Source organism: Vibrio frigidus (genome assembly GCF_042465995.1).
GTDB lineage: Bacteria > Pseudomonadota > Gammaproteobacteria > Enterobacterales > Vibrionaceae > Vibrio.
In genome coordinates this window covers 156,509-174,013 of sequence record NZ_JBCDMC010000008.1, presented here as the reverse complement: position 1 = coordinate 174,013, position 17,505 = coordinate 156,509, and the positions used below count along the sequence as shown (strand labels likewise).

Sequence of the window (17,505 nt, the reverse complement as noted above, 5' to 3'; positions counted from 1 at the left end):
AATTAATCCATCGTTAATCTGTTCGTTGACCACTATTGACCTATTGTGGGTCCATTGCCGATTTTTTGTTAACCCTTCACTCACTATGCGTAAGTGAATTCCACCACGCCATCACGGCGCGGTGGGGCTGCTGATGTATATCTATATGTTACGTTCGGTGTCTTTTGTGCGACGACAGATGTAAGAAAATTAGTGTAATTTAGGGTCAAATGGTTTGGCCAAACTCATTGGTGTTGAGAGCTTTTGCTTAAGGGAGTTAGAGCTGATCATCACCATGACGATAATCGTTGCTAAGTAAGGCGTCATAGCAAGCAGATTTGGCGAGATATCAAAGCCAAACCCTTGCATGACGAGGTGCAATATAGAAGCGAAGCCAAATAAGTAAGCACCCAACATCAGATAACCGACTCGCCATGAAGCAAAAACAACCAATGCAAGCGCAATCCAACCTCGACCTGCGGTCATGTTTTCCATCCACATAGGTGTGTAAGCGAGGGACATATAGGCACCAGAAAAACCAGCCATTGCGCCACCAAACAACACCGCTAGGTAACGAACCTTTAATACCTTGATACCGAGTGCATTAGCCGAATGTGGGTTTTCACCTACCGCACGAAGTGTTAAGCCGATGCGTGTTTTTTGCAGTACATACCACGTTAATCCAACGATGCCGAAACTGGAGTAAACAATGATATCTTGGTTGAATAGTATTTGACCGATAAACGGAATACGGCTGAGTAATGGGATCTCAATCTGGGCGAAACCTTGGATAGTAAATCCGACTAACTCGCCCCCTAAGAACGAGCTTAATCCGGTCCCAAATATGGTGAGGGCTAAGCCCGTCGCTACCTGATTGGTGTTAAGGCTCACTGACAAGGTCGCAAAAATAAGCGACATACTCATCCCGGCAAAAATAGCGATTGCGATACCCATCCCCAAACTACCAGTATAATAGGCGCCAGCAAAGCCTGCCATCGCACCCATTAACATCATGCCTTCTTGTCCTAGATTCAGTACGCCTGATTTCTCACAGACCAATTCGCCTAAAGCGATAAGTAACAATGGAGTACCCGTCTTGAGTGCCGCAATTAATATTTGTTGTAGTAGTTCCATATCCATTAGGCAACTCCTGATTCATGATGGGTGTCCACAATTTCACTTTTAACAAGGAGAGGGTGAGTGTGTTTTGGATTACGTTTTCGAATTGCTATCCGATAGAAGATAAGGAAATCACACGCAAGAAGGAAAAAAAGCAGAGTGCCTTGGAATAGCCCGGTAATGGCGGTTGGCAGTCCCAGTTCTATTTGAGCCAAGTCGGTCCCCATATAGAGGGTCCCCATAAAAAGCGCTGCGAGGATAATGCCAATAGGGTTTAATCGACCAAGATACGCAACGATTATCGCGGCGTACCCATAGCCCGGCGAGACCGAAGGAATAAGTTGCCCTATGGGGCCAGTTACTTCTGCTGCACCGGCGAAACCTGCCAATGCGCCAGCAAACAACATCGCGCCCCAAATAATTTTACTGCTGTTAAAACCCGCATATCGAGCGGCAGATGGGTCTTCACCAAATACTCTTAACTTAAAACCCGGTAGCGTCTTATAGAGCATCAGCCCGGATAAAAGCGCGACAATAACGGCGATAACAATAGAAATGGAAGCGCGGCCTTCTTCCTGAATAATGGGCAACAAAACGCCATCAGGAAATATAATCGACTCTGGAAAGCCAAAGCCTTGTGGGTCGGCTAGTGGACCATGAACTGCCCATAACAGGGTATAGAGACCAACGTAGTTGAGCATGATGGTGGTGAGGATAAGGTTGGTATGAAAGATGCGTTCTAATAATGTTGGAACTGCAGCCCACAACATGCCACTTATCATGCCAACGAAAAGGACCAAAACCAAAGAACCAACGCCAGCGTCCTCTCCCATTTGTACTGCAATCGCACTGCTTGCAACTGCACCAATGAGTAGCTGTCCTTCTGCTCCTATATTCCAGATGTTCGCGCGGTAACATAACGCGAGTCCAACAGCACAAAGCATTAATGGCGTAGATTTCACCATCAGTTCACCTAGATTGTAGCTGTCGCTGAGTGGTGAAATAACAAAGACCTCGAATGCCTTGGTAGGACTAACCCCTAAAGAGGTGAACATGAGGCTGGAAACCATCATTGTTAAGATGATGGCTATAACAGGCGAGAGCCAGGTCATCAACTTAGAACTCTCAATTCTTGGTTCAATCTTCAGCATTGGAATTCTCCTTTAATCTAACCTCTGTATGGTCAATGAAACTGCCAGCTATCCATTGTCCAATCTGTTCAATATTGGTTTTACTGGTTTCGACAATTGGCGCTATGGCCCCCTCATATAGCGCGGTGACCCTGTCACAGATAACGAGCAGTTCATCGATATCTTCCGATACCACTAAGAGAGAGGCACCTTGATCTCTTAGTGCGATGAGTTGCCGGTGGATAGCACTAGCGGCGCCAATGTCCACCCCCCATGTTGGGTGGGCACAGATAAGCAGGGTTGGGTTTTGCTCCACCTCTCTACCTATGATGAATTTCTGAAGATTTCCACCGGAAAGACTCTTTGCTTGAGCCTGTCTATCACGGCATTTGACGTTATTGACGTGGATGATTTTATCGACCATTTGAGTCAGTTTCTGCTTGAGAATAAAGCCATTTTTAACCAATCTTTCACTGTTGGTCAGTAGCGTATTGTCGGTTAGGCTCATTTCTGGTACTGCACCTTGTCCCAATCTGTCTGTCGGTACATACGCCATACCCAACTTTCTTCTTTCTCCTGCACTCTTATGGCCGATAGCTTTTCCTTCAAATAGAATGCTTTCTTTGGGCGCTCTAAAATCTTCACCACTGATTGCTTCAAGTAGGTCTTCCTGCCCATTGCCAGCGACGCCAGCTATACCGAGGATCTCACCCGCACGAAGTTGTAGACTTACATTACTTAATCCGCAACCAAAAGGGTGGGTGGGAGGCAGTGTAAGGTTAATGGTTTCGAATAGGATGTGTTCAGTAAGGTTTTTCGGATAGCTTTCGGACAGTTCTGCTTCACTGCCTACCATCATTCTTGCGATGGTTTCTGGGGTTTCGTCTGAGGGGGTGCATTCGCCACTCACCTCTCCACCGCGAAGGATAACGGCTCTGTCACACAGTGCCGTCACTTCTTTTAATTTATGGCTAATAAAGAGAATGCTACAGCCTTCAGCGGTGAGTGTTTTCAGTACTCTGAAAAGTCCAGCGACCTCTTGAGGTGTTAATACCGAAGTGGGTTCGTCAAGGATAAGGAGTTCAACCTCTTGTATTAGACAACGTAATATTTCTAAACGTTGGCGTTCACCAATGCTCAAGCTATGCACATATCGATCTGGTTCAACATGCAGAACATATTTTTTGCTGATCTCAATAACACGTTGCTTTAGGTTTACTACTGTGTCCAGAAACGCTTTATCTAAACCCAGTTCAATGTTTTCTAGTACGGTTAAGGTTTCAAAGACAGAGAAGTGCTGAAAAACCATGCCGATACCCATCGCTCTGGCTTGATTAGGGGAGCGGATGTCTACCTCATGGTTTTTCCACATAATTGCACCCGTATCGGGGCGATTTACACCATATATCATCTTTACCAGTGTTGACTTGCCTGCGCCATTTTCACCCAGTAACGCCAGTATTTCTCCTTTCTTTAGGGTCAGGTTTACATTGTTATTTGCTATGACACCTGGAAAAAACTTACTCACGTTCCAGAGCTCTAATAGATATCCATTGGTCATCGTGTGTCGATTCCTTTCCTATAATTGGAATGGTTAATGCAATTACCTGACCAATTGTTCAACTCACTAGGAAACGTAAGGTTTGCTAAGATTATGTTGTAACTTTGAATGGTCGAACGAGGCTAATTTGGTGCGTCTGCACCAAATTAGTACGAGAATAAGGTTGAAATTGGGGCTGTGTTTTTAAAACAAGCACGACAAAAATGAATTGAACAACGAAATTTAACGATAAAAATAGGATCGATATGTCTGACATAGCAAATGAAGAAAGTGCAGAGGGGAAAGGAGGATCTATTCGCGCAAAAAACAGACAACGAATATTATATGCGGCCGAACAAGAGTTTGCCAAATATGGTTTCAAAGGCACCTCGGTACAAGCTATTGCGGATAGTGTTGAATTGCCAAAAGCGAATATTCTCTATTACTTCAAATCAAAAACAGGTCTTTATAAAGCACTGCTTACCGATATCCTCGACATGTGGAATCAAGGGTTCTCCGTTGAAGTAAACCAACAGGCCCCAGACGAGGTTATTCGTCGCTATATTGTTGAAAAGATGCGTTATAGCCGAACACATCCAATGCGCTCTAAGATCTTTGCAATGGAGATAATTCAAGGTGCGCCAATCATTCGGGATGCCATTGAACAGCCAATGGTTGCGTGGTCGAAAAGCAAAGTCAACGTCATTCAAACATGGATTGATGAAGGTTTAATTCCAACAATAAATCCACTTTATTTACTGTTCCTCATTTGGGGGACAACACAATTTTATGCGGATTTTGATAGTGAAATAGAGTTGATAAATGGTTGTCCTCTCGATGATGAAGAGTTTATAGAGGCTGGAGATTTTACGGTGAATATAGTGCTAAAAGGGTTAGGTTTACGCTGAGTTAAGCAATTTCCTGAACACTTGGTCAGAAAATTGCTTAACATAAGGGCTATATACTCCTATCATTTTATTTACATTGCTATGGGTGTCATTAAATCATAGCCGTATAGCAACGACGCATAACCCGATGTAAACGCGTTATAGGAAGTCTCAACAAGGAGTGATTATGAGCGATAACTACCCAAGAAATTTGGTCGGGTATGGAGAAACGCCGCCAAACCCAAATTGGCCGAACAAGGCAAAAATTGCGGTCCAATTTGTTATTAATTATGAAGAAGGCGGTGAAAATTGTGTACTTCATGGTGATGAAGGATCCGAGAAATTTCTTTCTGAGATCATTGGTGCAGAGTCCTATCCAGACAGGCATCTTAGTATGGAGTCGATCTATGAGTACGGCAGCCGCGCTGGTTTCTGGCGTCTACATCGATTATTCAATAAAGAACAGATTCCAGTAACGGTCTTCGGTGTTGCAAAAGCACTAGAGAAGAACCCAGAAGTGGTTAAAGCCATGTTGGATTCTGAATGGGAAATTGCGAGCCACGGTTTACGTTGGATAAGTTATCAAAACTTCACGCTAGAGCAAGAAAAAGCCCACATGGAAGAGGCGATTTCGATCCATGAGAGGGTAACGGGTAGTAAGCCGAAAGGTTGGTACACAGGTAGAACGAGTCCGTATACGTTAGCACTCATCGCGGAGCGTGATGACATTCTTTATTGTGCTGATAGCTATGCAGATGATTTGCCATATTGGGATGAGAATTATTCCAAACCGTTATTAATGGTACCTTACACACTGGATACCAATGATATGCGTTTTGCTACTCCACAAGGATTTAATGGCGGTGAACAGTTCTACCAGTATCTAAAAGATGCCTTTGATGAATTGTATTTGGAGGGAGACGTAAATCCTAAAATGTTGAGTATTGGCCTACATTGTCGTCTAGTAGGAAGGCCCGCGCGAATTGCAGGGTTGAGACGATTTATCTTATACGTTAAGCAATTCACGGATGTCTGGTACGCGACACGTGAACAGATAGCAGAGCATTGGCTGACTGAACATAAGAAAGTGGACAACAAGGCCACTATAAAAAAGCCATTAGGGGATAGCGTGACCGCTACTGCCCCAAGAGAGGAAGAGAACGCAAAGAGCGATGTTTCTGTCCAGCTTCACAATATTGAGGACATCTCGTCGGTCGAAAATGAAACACAAACCATTATCAGTGATGCGCTATCAGAAGTCAGAGTTTCTGTTAAAGACCTCTTCGCTATAAAAGGCTTTAAGACGGGAGCAGGTCTTCCACGTTGGTTAGCGCAAGCGCCAATTGAGAAACAAAATGCTAAGGCGGTCGATCTTCTGTTACAACACGGGGCGAGGTTAACCTATAAAACACAACTAGACGAAATGGCTTATTCGCTTGCTGGCAAAAACAGCCATCATGGTGTTTCAGTGAATCCACGTGACAACATGCGCACGAGTGGGGGGTCGAGTTCGGGTTCTGCGGTTTCAATTGCTCTGGGGGAGTCTGAACTTTCGTTGGCAACTGATACAGGGGGCTCAATTAGAGTCCCTGCAAGTTACTGTGGGTTGTTTGGTATGCGACCGACCTATGGTGCTATTTCTGCACAAGGGCTGGTACCGCTTGCGCCAACGTTTGATACCCCAGGCTTGCTGGCAAAGGAGTTGTCAATGTTGGAAAAGGGTTATCAATCATTATTGGGTAATAAGACTTTCGTCCCATTAAATAGTATGGCGTGGTGCGAAGTGTTATGGGACGGTGTCAATAAAGAACTAAAATCGTATGCTGAACAAATATTCTTAAATTTTGAAGGTCATACAACGCGCTTAGACGACCCGCCATTGAACGCGGATGAGAGACGATTCTGCTTTTCAGTGCTTCAAGCCTGCTCCTTGTGGGACACTCACCGTGAATGGTTGACGGAGAATTTATCCTCATTTGGCGCCGACATTCAACAACGTCTGCGGTGGGGGAAAAATATCAACAGTGAGGACAAAGAGAGGGCTTTGAGTCTACTGCAAGAATGGAATGGTGAAAAAGCGAATTGGTTACCCGACGGGTGTGTTCTACTCATGCCAACGGTTCCCAGTGTCGCACCGTTGATCGATTCGAATGAGGATGAAGTCAATAACGAAAGGCAAATATTGCTCGGGCTCACCTCTATTGCGGGTTTAAGTGGCTGGCCCCAGTTACAGATACCAGCATTAACGATCGGTAAAGCACCAATAGGCCTGAGTTTATTAGGTAAAGAAAATTCAGACCTATCATTGATTCATTTTGCCAAACAACAAGTAAACTCGTTGTAAAATTGAATTGAAGTTACACACATAGTAAAGGGATGTTTATGTCATACAGTTCAGCGGTTACCGCCCCGCATTACCTTGCTTCCCAAGCAGGAGAGAAAATTTTACAACAAGGTGGAAATGCCGTAGAAGCGTGTATTGCTATGGCGAGCGCACTAACGGTGGTGTATCCACATATGACGAGTTTGGGAGGTGATGGTTTTTGGCTTATTCATAAGCCCGGAGAACCACCTGTCGCCATCAATGCTGCGGGTCAATGTGCTCAAGATTTGTCTAACGCGGAATTTGGTCAGCATCAGAGAGGTGCAAAGGTAGCTTTGACGACGGCAGGTGTTGTTTCGGGCTGGGAAAAGGCGTTATCAACATATAGTGGTTCGCTCTCATTAGACAAAATATTCGAGTCTGCAATCGAGTATGCGACGAATGGTTTTGAGGTGACGCAGAGTTTACGTGATGCGCAATGCAAACTGATTGATGAATGGGGGGGTGACGATTTTTCGACGGTATTTTTGAAGCAGTCTGAAGCCTATGAAGTTGGAGACTTGATGAGTTTGCCTGCTATGGCGAGAACCTATCAACAGCTGGGAAAAGCAGGACTACAAGATTGGTATCATGGTGATCTTGCCAAAGAAAATGCGCGTTATTTACAGCAGGAAGGGAGCCCTATTTCGCTGCAAGATATCGCGAGTACATCGGCCCAGATATCAACGCCACTAAAAGCGGTCACTCAGTGGGGTAGTTTCTATAACCTTGGTGCGCCTACTCAAGGTGGATCATCATTGAATATCCTTGCTTTGTTAGACCATTATGTCGAGCAGCGCGCAAAAAAAGAGGACTATTGGCGCAGTGATGAAGGAGAGGAAGAGTTGCTTCATTACTTAGTTGAATCGGTAAAAGTCGCATTTGATTGGCGCAATAGCAACCTAAGCGATAAGGCGTCATTGAACGACCAGATGCAAGCGCGTCTTTCGACTGACTCGATAAGCAAACAAAATCGATTGATTTCTTCTACCGCTGCTCCGTGGCCGAGCCCTGGTCCTATTGGCGACACCGTTTGGATGGGGGTCGTGGATAGCGACGGTTTAGCAGTGAGTTATATTCAAAGTATCTATTGGGAATTTGGTTCTGGTGTTGTTAACCCAACGACAGGTGTTGTCTGGAACAATCGTTGTTTAGGCTTTAGTACAGAACCGACACATGCTAATTTTATCAAAAGTGGTCACCAACCAATGCATACTCTTAATCCGCCATTAGCGTTGCTGAAAGACGGGTCTAGATTTATCTACGGAACTATGGGTGGAGAAGGGCAACCTCAAACTCAAGCTGCATTAATTTGGCGGTACCTGATACAAGGTAAAAGTATCGGTGATTCTATTGCACTACCACGTTGGTTATTGGGTAAAACATGGGGCAAAGCGAGTGAAAACCTAAAATTGGAAGCCGCTTTGTATAACAAGCATGCTGCAACGCTACAAGAAAGAGGACACGATGTGGTGTCCGCTCCAGATTTAACCGAGTTTTTCGGCCATGCAGGTGCTATCCACGTATCTAAAAAAACGACGACGGCCGCATCGGACCCAAGAAGTAACGGCAAAGCAATCGTAATTAATTAGTGTTCAGTTAGTGAACATAAATGGTCGATAAACAGTAAGGGAACAAACAGAAGATGAACGACGTTATTCAAGTATTACCTGTGATATTGGCTCTATTAGCGACAGGTGTGGTTGCTGGATTGTTAGCGGGGTTATTAGGTGTTGGGGGGGGTATTGTTATTGTGCCTGTCCTTTTCTATTTATTTCAAAATTTTGGGGTAAGCGTGACGTCTGCCATGATGATTGCAACGGCCACATCACTGGCCACCATCGTTCCTACTTCCTTAAGCTCGATTAAGGCGCATAACAAAAATGGTAATGTAGATTGGGCTCTACTCAAATGGCTTGCCCCGTTTATTGTATTTGGTGTTGTCTGCGGAAGTTTATTGGCGACACGCGTTGGTGGCCCTTGGCTTACCGCTGCGTTTGGCATTATCGCCACCCTTTCCGCACTCAATATGTTACTTGGTGCAAACGCCGCTCCTTTAGCACAATCGTTACCGAGTAAAACCGGCCAAGGTGTGATAGGAACGTGTATTGGTTGTTTGAGTGCAATGATCGGTATTGGTGGGGGTACGTTAACGGTACCGACATTGTCTGCCTTTAATTTTCCAACCCATAAGGCTGTCGGCACGGCGGCTACTGTAGGGTTGCTAATCGCGTTGCCGGGTGTTGTGACTATGTTGCTGGTTGGTACAACACCAAGCGATGCCCCTTTTGGTAACTACGGTTTAGTTAACTGGTTAGGGTTCTTATTTATTGTTCCGCTAACCGTGATTTTCTCACCAATTGGTGCGAATCTAGGTAAAAAACTCGATAATGCAATGTTGAAAAAAGTGTTTGCAGTCGTCCTTGCTTTTACCGGTATTCGTATGTTGTTACAAACCTTATAAATACAGGAATATAGATTAATCTAGATGACTAATTAGACGGGCAATCACCTTCAAGGAATGAAGATATGGACTTATTTGAACGACTTTCACCCCCTCCTCGTATTCTCATGGGGCCCGGGCCAATTACGGTTTATCCCCGAGTATTGCAGGCGATGGGCAATCAACTGATTGGACAGTATGATCCGGTAATGACGGGTTATATGAACCAAACCATGGCGCTATATCGATCCGTATTTAAGACCAAAAATCAAGCGACAGTGTTGGTAGATGGTACCGCCAGAGCCGGTATTGAAGCAGTATTGGTGTCACTTATCGAGCCGGGAGACAAAGTACTGGTACCGGTTTTTGGTCGTTTCGGTCATCTACTTGCTGAAATTTCGGAGCGTGCGGGCGCAGATGTCGTCGCCTTTGAGGTCGAGTGGGGCACTGTAGTGACCGATTCAATGCTAGAACAACAGATTATTCGTCATAAACCCAAAGTGCTTGCGCTTGTGCAAGGCGATACTTCAACCACGATGCTGCAACCTTTAGACGGTGCGGGTGAGTTGTGTAAAAAGCATGGCGTACTTTTTTATAGTGATGCGACGGCGTCGATCGTTGGTAATCAATTTGAAACTGACGAATGGCAATTAGATGCGGTGTCAGTCGGATTACAGAAATGTCTGGGTGGGCCATCTGGTTCAGCTCCAGTAACGTTAAGTGAGATAGCCGTCGAGAAAATACGACAAAGGAAGCACATTGAAGCGGGTATCCGCACCGCCGATCACCACGCTGGACAACGGAGCCGAATTCGTTCCAACTATTTTGATTTGGGCATGATCTTGGATTATTGGGGCGACGAGCGTTTAAACCATCACACTGAAGCTACGAGTATGTTATTCGCTGCACGTGAATGTGCGCAGCTTAACCTAGAAGAAGGCTTAGACCGTGTTATTGAAAGGCATAAGCGAGCCGGTGATGCATTAACTGCTGGACTCAAAGCGATGGGGTTATCCTTATTCGGAGACTTAACCCATAAAATGAACAATGTGGCTGGTGTGGTGATTCCTTCTTATGTCGATGGCGAAGCCGTTCGACAGGCAATGCTATCTCAATTCAATATTGAAATTGGCACCTCATTTGGGCCCCTTCATGGCAAAATTTGGCGTATAGGCACGATGGGGTATAACGCAAGGCTAGACACGGTGTTACTCACTCTGGTTGCGTTAGAAGCTTTACTGGTTCAATCCGGTGGCGCCATTAAACAAGGGGCCGCCTATCAATCAGCGATTGAACGTTATCAGACAGGAAAATAGACAATGAATAAAACGTGGTATCAACAAAAACTGGCCAAACCGACAATGGACAAACTTGCCATTACCGTAATGGAGTATTGTGAGGCTCTCGCTAAATACACTCAAACTCCTGGTCAAATGGACCGGCGCTATCTGACGCCGGAACATAAACTAACCAACGAGAGAATACGCACATGGGCAGAAGAAAGCCATTTGCAAAGTTGGCAAGATCAAGCAGGCAATCAATGGGTCCGGCTTCAAGCAAACAGTGATACAGACCAGCGCGTTATTTTGGGTTCCCATACGGATACCGTTCCTAATGGCGGTAAGTATGATGGTGTTTTGGGTGTTGTTGCTCCTCTGGTTTTGATCAAATACTTCGCGGATAATGGTATTGGCTTCGATTTTCATGTCGATGTGGTGGGATTTGGTGATGAAGAAGGGTCGCGCTTCGGTGCAACACTTCTTGGTAGCTCGGCCATATCCGGTAAATGGATAAGTAAATGGCGTGAGTTAATCGATGATAATGGCGTTAGCTTGGCGCAGGCTATGCGTGACTTCGCTTTGGATGTATCTAAAGTTTCGGAAGCGCAGATAGATAGTAATCATGTAATTGCATATGTCGAGCTTCATATAGAACAAGGCCCTGTATTGGAAGAAAAAGGTCTGCCTATCTCTGCGGTTAATGGTATTGCCGGTGCGAGGCGGTTCTCTATTACGCTCGAAGGTAAAGCGGGTCATGCTGGAACTGTCCCCATGGACTCAAGGCAAGACGCGCTTGTCTCGGCTTGCCAATGGATTACTGAACTCAATCAATCTGCGAGAACATCCATTACCGATGAATACCCCGTGTTAGCAACGGTGGGTAAATTAGATGTCTATCCTGGTGGTGTGAACGTGATACCGGGTTATGTAAATATGTCGTTAGACGTAAGAAGTATCAATGATGGTGCGAGAGATGCATTCATTGCTCGTTCAATTGAACGATTAGAAGGGTTGGCAAGTGAAAGTGGGTTGAGTATCAAATTAGAAGAAACCCATAATGCACAAGCAGTGAGCTGTGATCCTAATGTAACCACCGAGATGGTAAAGGTTGTAGAGCAGATCACAGGAGTACCATTAGCATTAACCTCTGGCGCGGGACACGATGCGATGGTATTGGCCGACATTGTCCCTACAACGATGCTGTTTATGCGTTGTAAAGAAGGCATCAGTCACAACCCCAAAGAGTCGATTGACGTAGAAGATGTGGCGGTTTCACTGTCGGCATTGGCTATGTTTATCAATGAGAAGGTCGCCATCTGAGCGTTTTATGGTAACCTTACGCTGGTAAATAACTGACCTATTTTGGTATGCGTTCATGAATGAAACTATCGGCTATTTTGCCGCATTTTGTACCACATTCTCATTTGTTCCTCAGGTGGCATCGATTCTTAAAACTAAAAATGTAGATGGGATATCTACTGGCATGTACTGCATGTTTGTTACGGGTGTTTTTAGTTGGTTAATTTACGGTATTGTTAATCAGGATTGGCCGTTAGTTATCGCAAATGTGATTACCGGTTTCCTTGCTAGTCTAGTGCTTATCCTAAAGCTCACTTCAAGTAGGAAAAAGTCAATTAATCAGTAGGATACCTATGTTATGCAAGTATGTATGAGCATGATTCGGCTCGTTTTTCTAGTCATAGTATCATTGTTATCGACCAGTGTTACTGCGCAAAAATACGCATTACTGGTTGGCGTCGGTGATTATCCTAATCTACCTGAAAGTGCGCAACTATTAGGGCCAGAAAACGATATTGAGATCATTCAGAACGTACTGTTTAAGAATAAATTCGATAAAAAACACATCCATTCATTGGTTACTAAACAGAGTTTTGAATCGCCTACGCGAGATAATATTTTAACTCGATTAGAGCAGTTAGTTACGGTTGCTAGTGAGGACGATTTCTTTTATCTGCATTTTTCTGGGCACGGTAGTCGTCAGCCTGCAAAGGCTCAATCGAATGACGAAGCCGATGGTTTAGATGAAATATTCCTTCCAACCGATGTCGGTGAGTGGAACAAAGAAACGGGCGTGGTTGAGAATGCGATTGTAGATAACGAGATAGCTTACTATATCAATGCGATTCGTGACCGAGGTGCCGATGTCTGGATTGTGTTTGATAGTTGCCATTCAGGGACAATGACGAGAGGGGCAGCGATGCCTGATATAAGGTTCCGCCAAGTCGCGCCATCCATACTCGATATCCCTAAGATACCCGCAAATAAACCTCGATCGACTACAAGTGTGCCCTTTAGTCAATGGAACGTCCCTAGTCATGATAAAGATACGGGATTGCAAAAGGCACTATTCCACGCGGATACAAATTCGGTCTCGACGTCCAGAGGTGAATTAATCGCCTTTTCTGCCGCTCAAAGCACACAAACCACGCCTGAAATGAAACTGCCACGCAGCAATGACGCTTCTCGGTTTCATGGGTTATTCACCTATGCCTTGATGGATGTTTTAGGGTCGAATTCAGCACTTAGTTATCAGCAATTGGCGCAGAAAATAGTCGCTCGTTACGAAAGTATTCCGTGGAGAAGCAGCATACCTCTATTTAGTGCAACGGATTTGACCAAATCTGTGTTTGATTCTGAAGACCATGGCGAACAACAGTTTGTCGGTAAAATACTAGGAAAGGAGTTGGTTATTCAGGGAGGGGCATTATCGATGTTGACTGCAAACTCGTTAGTGGCAATATATTCCGACCCTTTGGCTCAAGATAAGGAATATTTGGCTGAAATTACTATTGACCGTGCGACGGCTGTCACGAGCTATGCATCTGTTCAATCTTTAGAAACTGGAACATGGCCGGATAATGTATATGTTCGCATCATTGATTCGGCACTCAATACAACGTTAAATATTGCGATGTTGCCTTCAAAAAACAGGACGCCCTCTCAAGGACAAGCACTGCAAGCTCAATTAGAAAAAATCGTATCTCGTCAGCCACAGTTTAGGCTTAGCGAGGTAGATAACGCGTCTATATTAGTCAGTCAATTCGACAACAAGTATTGGTTTCTGCGTGCAGATCAATCACTACCTTGTGAAGAGCAACAGACAGTGAAAGCACAAGAGGCAACGTGCTTAGAAGATAGAGTGGCACAGCGATTACTTAATGTATCTGTACCTCATTCTCAGAGAAGTCGTTTAGCTGTCATTAAGAATAGCTTATTAAAGATCGCGAATGTAGAACGCTTACTGAGTAGTAATGTCCGGTTAAGAGGAACACAGAAGCACCTTAAGGTTGAGTTTGGTGTTAAACGAGGTAGCAAAGTTCAGTTATTGCCCGTTAATGTTCGTCCGATGTTAAAAAAGAATGATCAAATTCTTTTTGAAGTGAAAAATATAAGCCGTAAACCCCAAGATATAAATATACTGTTTATCGACAGTCAATATGGCATTACTCAATTACATCCGCAGAGCGGTCAACCCAACCGTTTACAACCCAACGAATCGCTTTCGTTTAACTGGTACGTTAACGTGAGCACGACAGGTGTCGAACATTTAATGTTATTTAGCCAAATATCCGAAGGCGTTGGTGTTAGTTTCGTTCATTTGGAACAGACGCCACTTCAGGTGTCTACTCGTGGTTTTAAACTGGGTTCGCCACCAGAAAAAGGGGGAATAGAGCTCTTTTCTTGGGAGGTTGGCAATGACCTATAAAGAAGCATCGATAGGAAAATTTTTGTATAGCCAATATTCTCTCAACTAGGTGATTGTTTTAATAAATGGCTGATACCCATTCATTTAGTATATGAATGACTGGTGTGAGTTTGATGGCAGTTTGCAACTGATTGATATGCTATAGTGATAGTCCTTGAACTTGATAACGAGTACGCATGAATATTATGAAGAAGTCCTATTGGACTAACTTTTCTTCATTTGCAAATATCGGCCTAATATTGTTAGCCATTGCGGTGTTGCTCTTTTCTTCGTTGACTCATGCTACTACTCAAACTGAGGCTCAAGCTCCTAAACGTTTATTGCTTATTTATTCTTATCATCCAACTTTTCAAACGACGGAAAAGGTCTTTCAAGGGCTTAAGTCTGGTTTGGATGAATCTGGTATTAGAGTTGATATTGATATCGAATATATGGATAGCAAATCGCTGTATGATGAAAATACCGTTAACAATTTTCACACCAGCTTAAAATATAAGTTATCTAATAAGTTGGAATATGACTTTATTGTTACCGCAGATGATAATGCGTTAATTTTTGCCCTAAAATATCAAGATGAATTATTCCCGTCGATACCCATTACCTTTCTCGGTGTTAATAATATCGAATTAGCCAAAGCTCAGAACGATAACCCTTTTGTTACCGGAGTGATAGAAGCCGTGACGTTAGACGCGACTATCGACACCATTCTGTCTGCGTTTCCGGAAAGAAAAGATATTTTTGTGGTGAGTGATGGGACGACATCGGGAAAAACGGACACGGCAAAACTGTTGCGATTCTTCCGAGAGTACCCATCAATACATTGGCACCTACTTGATTTGTCGGATCTGAGTTGGGCAGAGTTTAAAGTTAAGCTTAATCAAATTGACTCAGCCTCTAGCTCTATTCTCCTCCTTTCTGCCTATAGGGACAAAAACGCATCGAGTTATTCGTTTTATGACTCACTCGATTATATTGTCGAGAATACCGAAGCGCCTATATTTCATCCCTATGAACATGGTATGGGTAATGGTGTATTCGGCGGTGTAGTGATAAGCCATAAGCGTCAAGGTTATGAAGCTGGTAGGCTTATTTCTATGTACTTGGATGGAACCGATATTGCCACGGTTTCTGTTATTGAAAGTAGCCCTAATATCCCCATTTTTGATGATCAACAACTCATAAAGTATGACGTATCTGAATCTCAACTTCCTGGTGATGCGGAGATTCGTTTTGAAAAACCGAATACGTTTGAACTTTATAATATTGAGATAATGATATCGCTCTTGGTTGTGGTTATATTATTAATTGTGCATATTTTTAATCGCTACCAAAACAGTAAGAATTTGGAGGCGAGCGAAAAAAAACTAAGCCTTATTCTCGATAGTATTGATGCTTATATTTATTTAAAAGATGTTGCCGGAAAATATCTGTTTGCAAATAAACTGACTAGAGAGCAATTCGGCTTGTCTTTACAACAAATGATAGGTAAGAGCGACTTTGATCTTTATGATCAAGATATGGCAGAAAAAATCGTAGAAGTTGACCAACAGGTATTTAAATATAAGCATCGGTATTCTAAAGATGAAAGCTTTTGGCGTGAGGACTGGCAATCGCAGCAAGATGTTAAAACGACCAAGATTCCTCTTATTAATAAAAACACGGAAATTTATGCGCTTTGCGGTGTGTCGTTAGATATTACTGCGCAGAAACGCCATGAGAGACTACTAGAGCAGGCTACGTTTTACGATTCCCTAACGGGTATTCCAAATCGGTTGGTCTTTATGGACCGTCTAGTCCAAGCGATATGTAAAAGTGAAGAAAATAACAATGCTTTGTATGTCGCTTATTTCGATATCGATGATTTTAAACATGTTAATAAGCAATATGGACATGAGTTCGGCGATGTAGTTATTAAGAATATTATCAATCGAGTGAAAGAGATCCTCCATAAAGACAGCGTTATTGCTAGGCTTGGTGGTGATGAATTTTACCTGTTGTTTGAATCGAACAGTAACGGGAAAGAAGAAGTCGAACTTGTCTTGGATTGCATATCTGAGCCATTTGAGATTAATGGTAAGCAAATTGTGGTAACAGCTGGCGCTGGGCTGACAAATTACCCACAAGATATCCCATTAGAGCCCGAGCATCTAATGAGGCAAGCAGAACAAGCGTTATACGTGGCGAAGAGCCATGGCGTGAACCATATTCATAACTTTAATGGCTATGCTTCCCACCAACAAAATTCAGATAGATTTAAGGAGTTACTCACGGCCTTTTCTTCTCAAGAACTTGTTTTATATTATCAACCTAAAGTTAGCCTGATGACCGGAAGTCTAGTGGGCGTAGAGGCACTTATTCGTTGGAATCATCCTAAAGATGGTTTATTAAGTCCAGCTCAATTTCTACCAGATCTTGAACGATACAACCTGATTAAGAAACTGGATGATTGGGTTATAGACAATGTATTAATACAGGTAAACAGTTGGTATCAAAATGGATCAAATATTCCGGTAAGTATAAATGTTAGTCACGCATACTTCAGACAACGAAACATAGCCAAAATAGTCCAGAAAAAACTATCCCAGTTCCCAGGGCTGCCTCCATCATTAATAGAGATGGAAATAGTAGAAACCAATGCGCTGGAAAATCTCAGTGAAGTGGCTAATACGATTCGAGCATGCAACGAATTAGGTATCAGCTTTTCTTTGGATGATTTTGGTACCGGATACTCGTCATTGACCTACCTGCAACAACTGCCAGTTAATACCCTCAAAGTCGACAGAAGCTTTGTGATTAATATGTTAAATAGCCCGACAGATATGAGTATTCTAGAAGGTATCTTAGGTCTTTGTCGGGCATTTGATATGACCGCTGTAGCCGAAGGTGTAGAAACATTGGAACATGGACGCAAGCTTAAAGAAATGGGTTATCATGTGGCACAAGGTTACGGCATTGCTAGACCAATGCCACGAGAACAATTGGTCAACTGGATTAATGGTTGGGTACCGCCGAAAGAATGGAATATTACCCACTGATCT

General features: G+C 43.6%; 12 protein-coding genes and 1 pseudogene. 10 read left to right on the top strand and 3 right to left on the bottom strand.

Translation table 11 applies throughout. From position 1 onward, the window contains the following. Window positions 1-189: 189 nt before the first annotated feature. The 3 genes from AACW90_RS15210 to AACW90_RS15200 are packed head-to-tail and all read right to left on the bottom strand — an operon-like array spanning window position 190 to window position 3,789. Entirely contained in the window at window positions 190-1,119 is a 930-nt protein-coding gene (locus AACW90_RS15210) for an ABC transporter permease (RefSeq protein WP_390235989.1), read from the bottom strand. Beyond that, window positions 1,119-2,249 carry an ABC transporter permease gene (locus AACW90_RS15205; protein WP_390235986.1) on the bottom strand — a complete coding sequence of 377 codons (1,131 nt, stop codon included), beginning with the start codon at window positions 2,247-2,249 and terminating at the stop codon, window positions 1,119-1,121. Before AACW90_RS15205 ends, AACW90_RS15210 begins: the two co-directional genes overlap by 1 nt. After that, a complete protein-coding gene (locus AACW90_RS15200; RefSeq protein WP_390235983.1) occupies window positions 2,236-3,789 on the bottom strand; it encodes an ABC transporter ATP-binding protein in 1,554 nt (517 codons plus the stop codon). The genes AACW90_RS15205 and AACW90_RS15200 overlap by 14 nt, the downstream gene beginning before the upstream one ends. 245 nt (window positions 3,790-4,034) lie before the next feature. Between AACW90_RS15200 and AACW90_RS15195 the strand changes: the two genes are divergently transcribed. The 10 genes and pseudogenes from AACW90_RS15195 to AACW90_RS15150 all read left to right on the top strand — a co-directional run bounded on the left by AACW90_RS15195 (window position 4,035) and on the right by AACW90_RS15150 (window position 17,502). Beyond that, a complete protein-coding gene (locus AACW90_RS15195; protein ID WP_390235980.1) occupies window positions 4,035-4,676 on the top strand; it encodes a TetR/AcrR family transcriptional regulator in 642 nt (213 codons plus the stop codon). Between the two features lie 166 nt (window positions 4,677-4,842). Next, window positions 4,843-5,757 (top strand): annotated as a pseudogene (puuE, locus tag AACW90_RS15190) (allantoinase PuuE); the annotation flags it as partial. After that, complete coding sequence (locus tag AACW90_RS15185) at window positions 5,743-6,999, top strand: amidase family protein (protein WP_390236325.1); 1,257 nt, start codon at window positions 5,743-5,745, stop codon at window positions 6,997-6,999. The pseudogene puuE and the gene AACW90_RS15185, both read left to right, overlap by 15 nt. A 38-nt stretch (window positions 7,000-7,037) precedes the next feature. Continuing rightward, window positions 7,038-8,609, top strand: coding sequence for a gamma-glutamyltransferase family protein (locus AACW90_RS15180; RefSeq protein WP_390235977.1), 1,572 nt, complete (start codon window positions 7,038-7,040; stop codon window positions 8,607-8,609). Window positions 8,610-8,662: 53 nt separating this feature from the next. Next, complete coding sequence (locus tag AACW90_RS15175; RefSeq protein ID WP_390235974.1) at window positions 8,663-9,481, top strand: sulfite exporter TauE/SafE family protein; 819 nt, start codon at window positions 8,663-8,665, stop codon at window positions 9,479-9,481. A 65-nt stretch (window positions 9,482-9,546) separates the two neighbouring features. Then, a complete protein-coding gene (locus AACW90_RS15170; protein ID WP_390235972.1) occupies window positions 9,547-10,776 on the top strand; it encodes a pyridoxal-phosphate-dependent aminotransferase family protein in 1,230 nt (409 codons plus the stop codon). Window positions 10,777-10,779: 3 nt separating this feature from the next. Beyond that, the gene (locus AACW90_RS15165) at window positions 10,780-12,060 is read left to right on the top strand and encodes an allantoate amidohydrolase (protein WP_390235971.1); all 1,281 of its coding nucleotides are present in this window, start codon (window positions 10,780-10,782) and stop codon (window positions 12,058-12,060) included. A 55-nt stretch (window positions 12,061-12,115) separates the two neighbouring features. Beyond that, window positions 12,116-12,385 (top strand): SemiSWEET transporter, encoded by a 270-nt coding sequence (locus AACW90_RS15160; protein WP_348000200.1) that lies wholly within the window; start codon window positions 12,116-12,118, stop codon window positions 12,383-12,385. 12 nt (window positions 12,386-12,397) lie between these two features. Then, window positions 12,398-14,467 (top strand): caspase family protein, encoded by a 2,070-nt coding sequence (locus AACW90_RS15155; protein WP_390235968.1) that lies wholly within the window; start codon window positions 12,398-12,400, stop codon window positions 14,465-14,467. A 176-nt stretch (window positions 14,468-14,643) separates the two neighbouring features. After that, window positions 14,644-17,502, top strand: a complete 2,859-nt coding sequence (locus tag AACW90_RS15150) for an ABC transporter substrate binding protein (protein ID WP_390235966.1) — start codon at window positions 14,644-14,646, stop codon at window positions 17,500-17,502. The last annotated feature ends 3 nt before the right edge of the window (window positions 17,503-17,505 follow it).

Excerpts from the sequence above, each read along its gene's own strand:
- AACW90_RS15210 (WP_390235989.1), bottom strand. The coding sequence starts at position 1,119 with ATGGATATGGAACTACTACAACAAATATTAATTGCGGCACTCAAGACG.
- AACW90_RS15205 (WP_390235986.1), bottom strand. The coding sequence starts at position 2,249 with ATGCTGAAGATTGAACCAAGAATTGAGAGTTCTAAGTTGATGACCTGG.
- AACW90_RS15200 (WP_390235983.1), bottom strand. The coding sequence starts at position 3,789 with ATGACCAATGGATATCTATTAGAGCTCTGGAACGTGAGTAAGTTTTTT.
- AACW90_RS15195 (WP_390235980.1), top strand. The coding sequence starts at position 4,035 with ATGTCTGACATAGCAAATGAAGAAAGTGCAGAGGGGAAAGGAGGATCT.
- AACW90_RS15180 (WP_390235977.1), top strand. The coding sequence starts at position 7,038 with ATGTCATACAGTTCAGCGGTTACCGCCCCGCATTACCTTGCTTCCCAA.
- AACW90_RS15175 (WP_390235974.1), top strand. The coding sequence starts at position 8,663 with ATGAACGACGTTATTCAAGTATTACCTGTGATATTGGCTCTATTAGCG.
- AACW90_RS15170 (WP_390235972.1), top strand. The coding sequence starts at position 9,547 with ATGGACTTATTTGAACGACTTTCACCCCCTCCTCGTATTCTCATGGGG.
- AACW90_RS15165 (WP_390235971.1), top strand. The coding sequence starts at position 10,780 with ATGAATAAAACGTGGTATCAACAAAAACTGGCCAAACCGACAATGGAC.
- AACW90_RS15160 (WP_348000200.1), top strand. The coding sequence starts at position 12,116 with ATGAATGAAACTATCGGCTATTTTGCCGCATTTTGTACCACATTCTCA.
- AACW90_RS15155 (WP_390235968.1), top strand. The coding sequence starts at position 12,398 with ATGCAAGTATGTATGAGCATGATTCGGCTCGTTTTTCTAGTCATAGTA.
- AACW90_RS15150 (WP_390235966.1), top strand. The coding sequence starts at position 14,644 with ATGAATATTATGAAGAAGTCCTATTGGACTAACTTTTCTTCATTTGCA.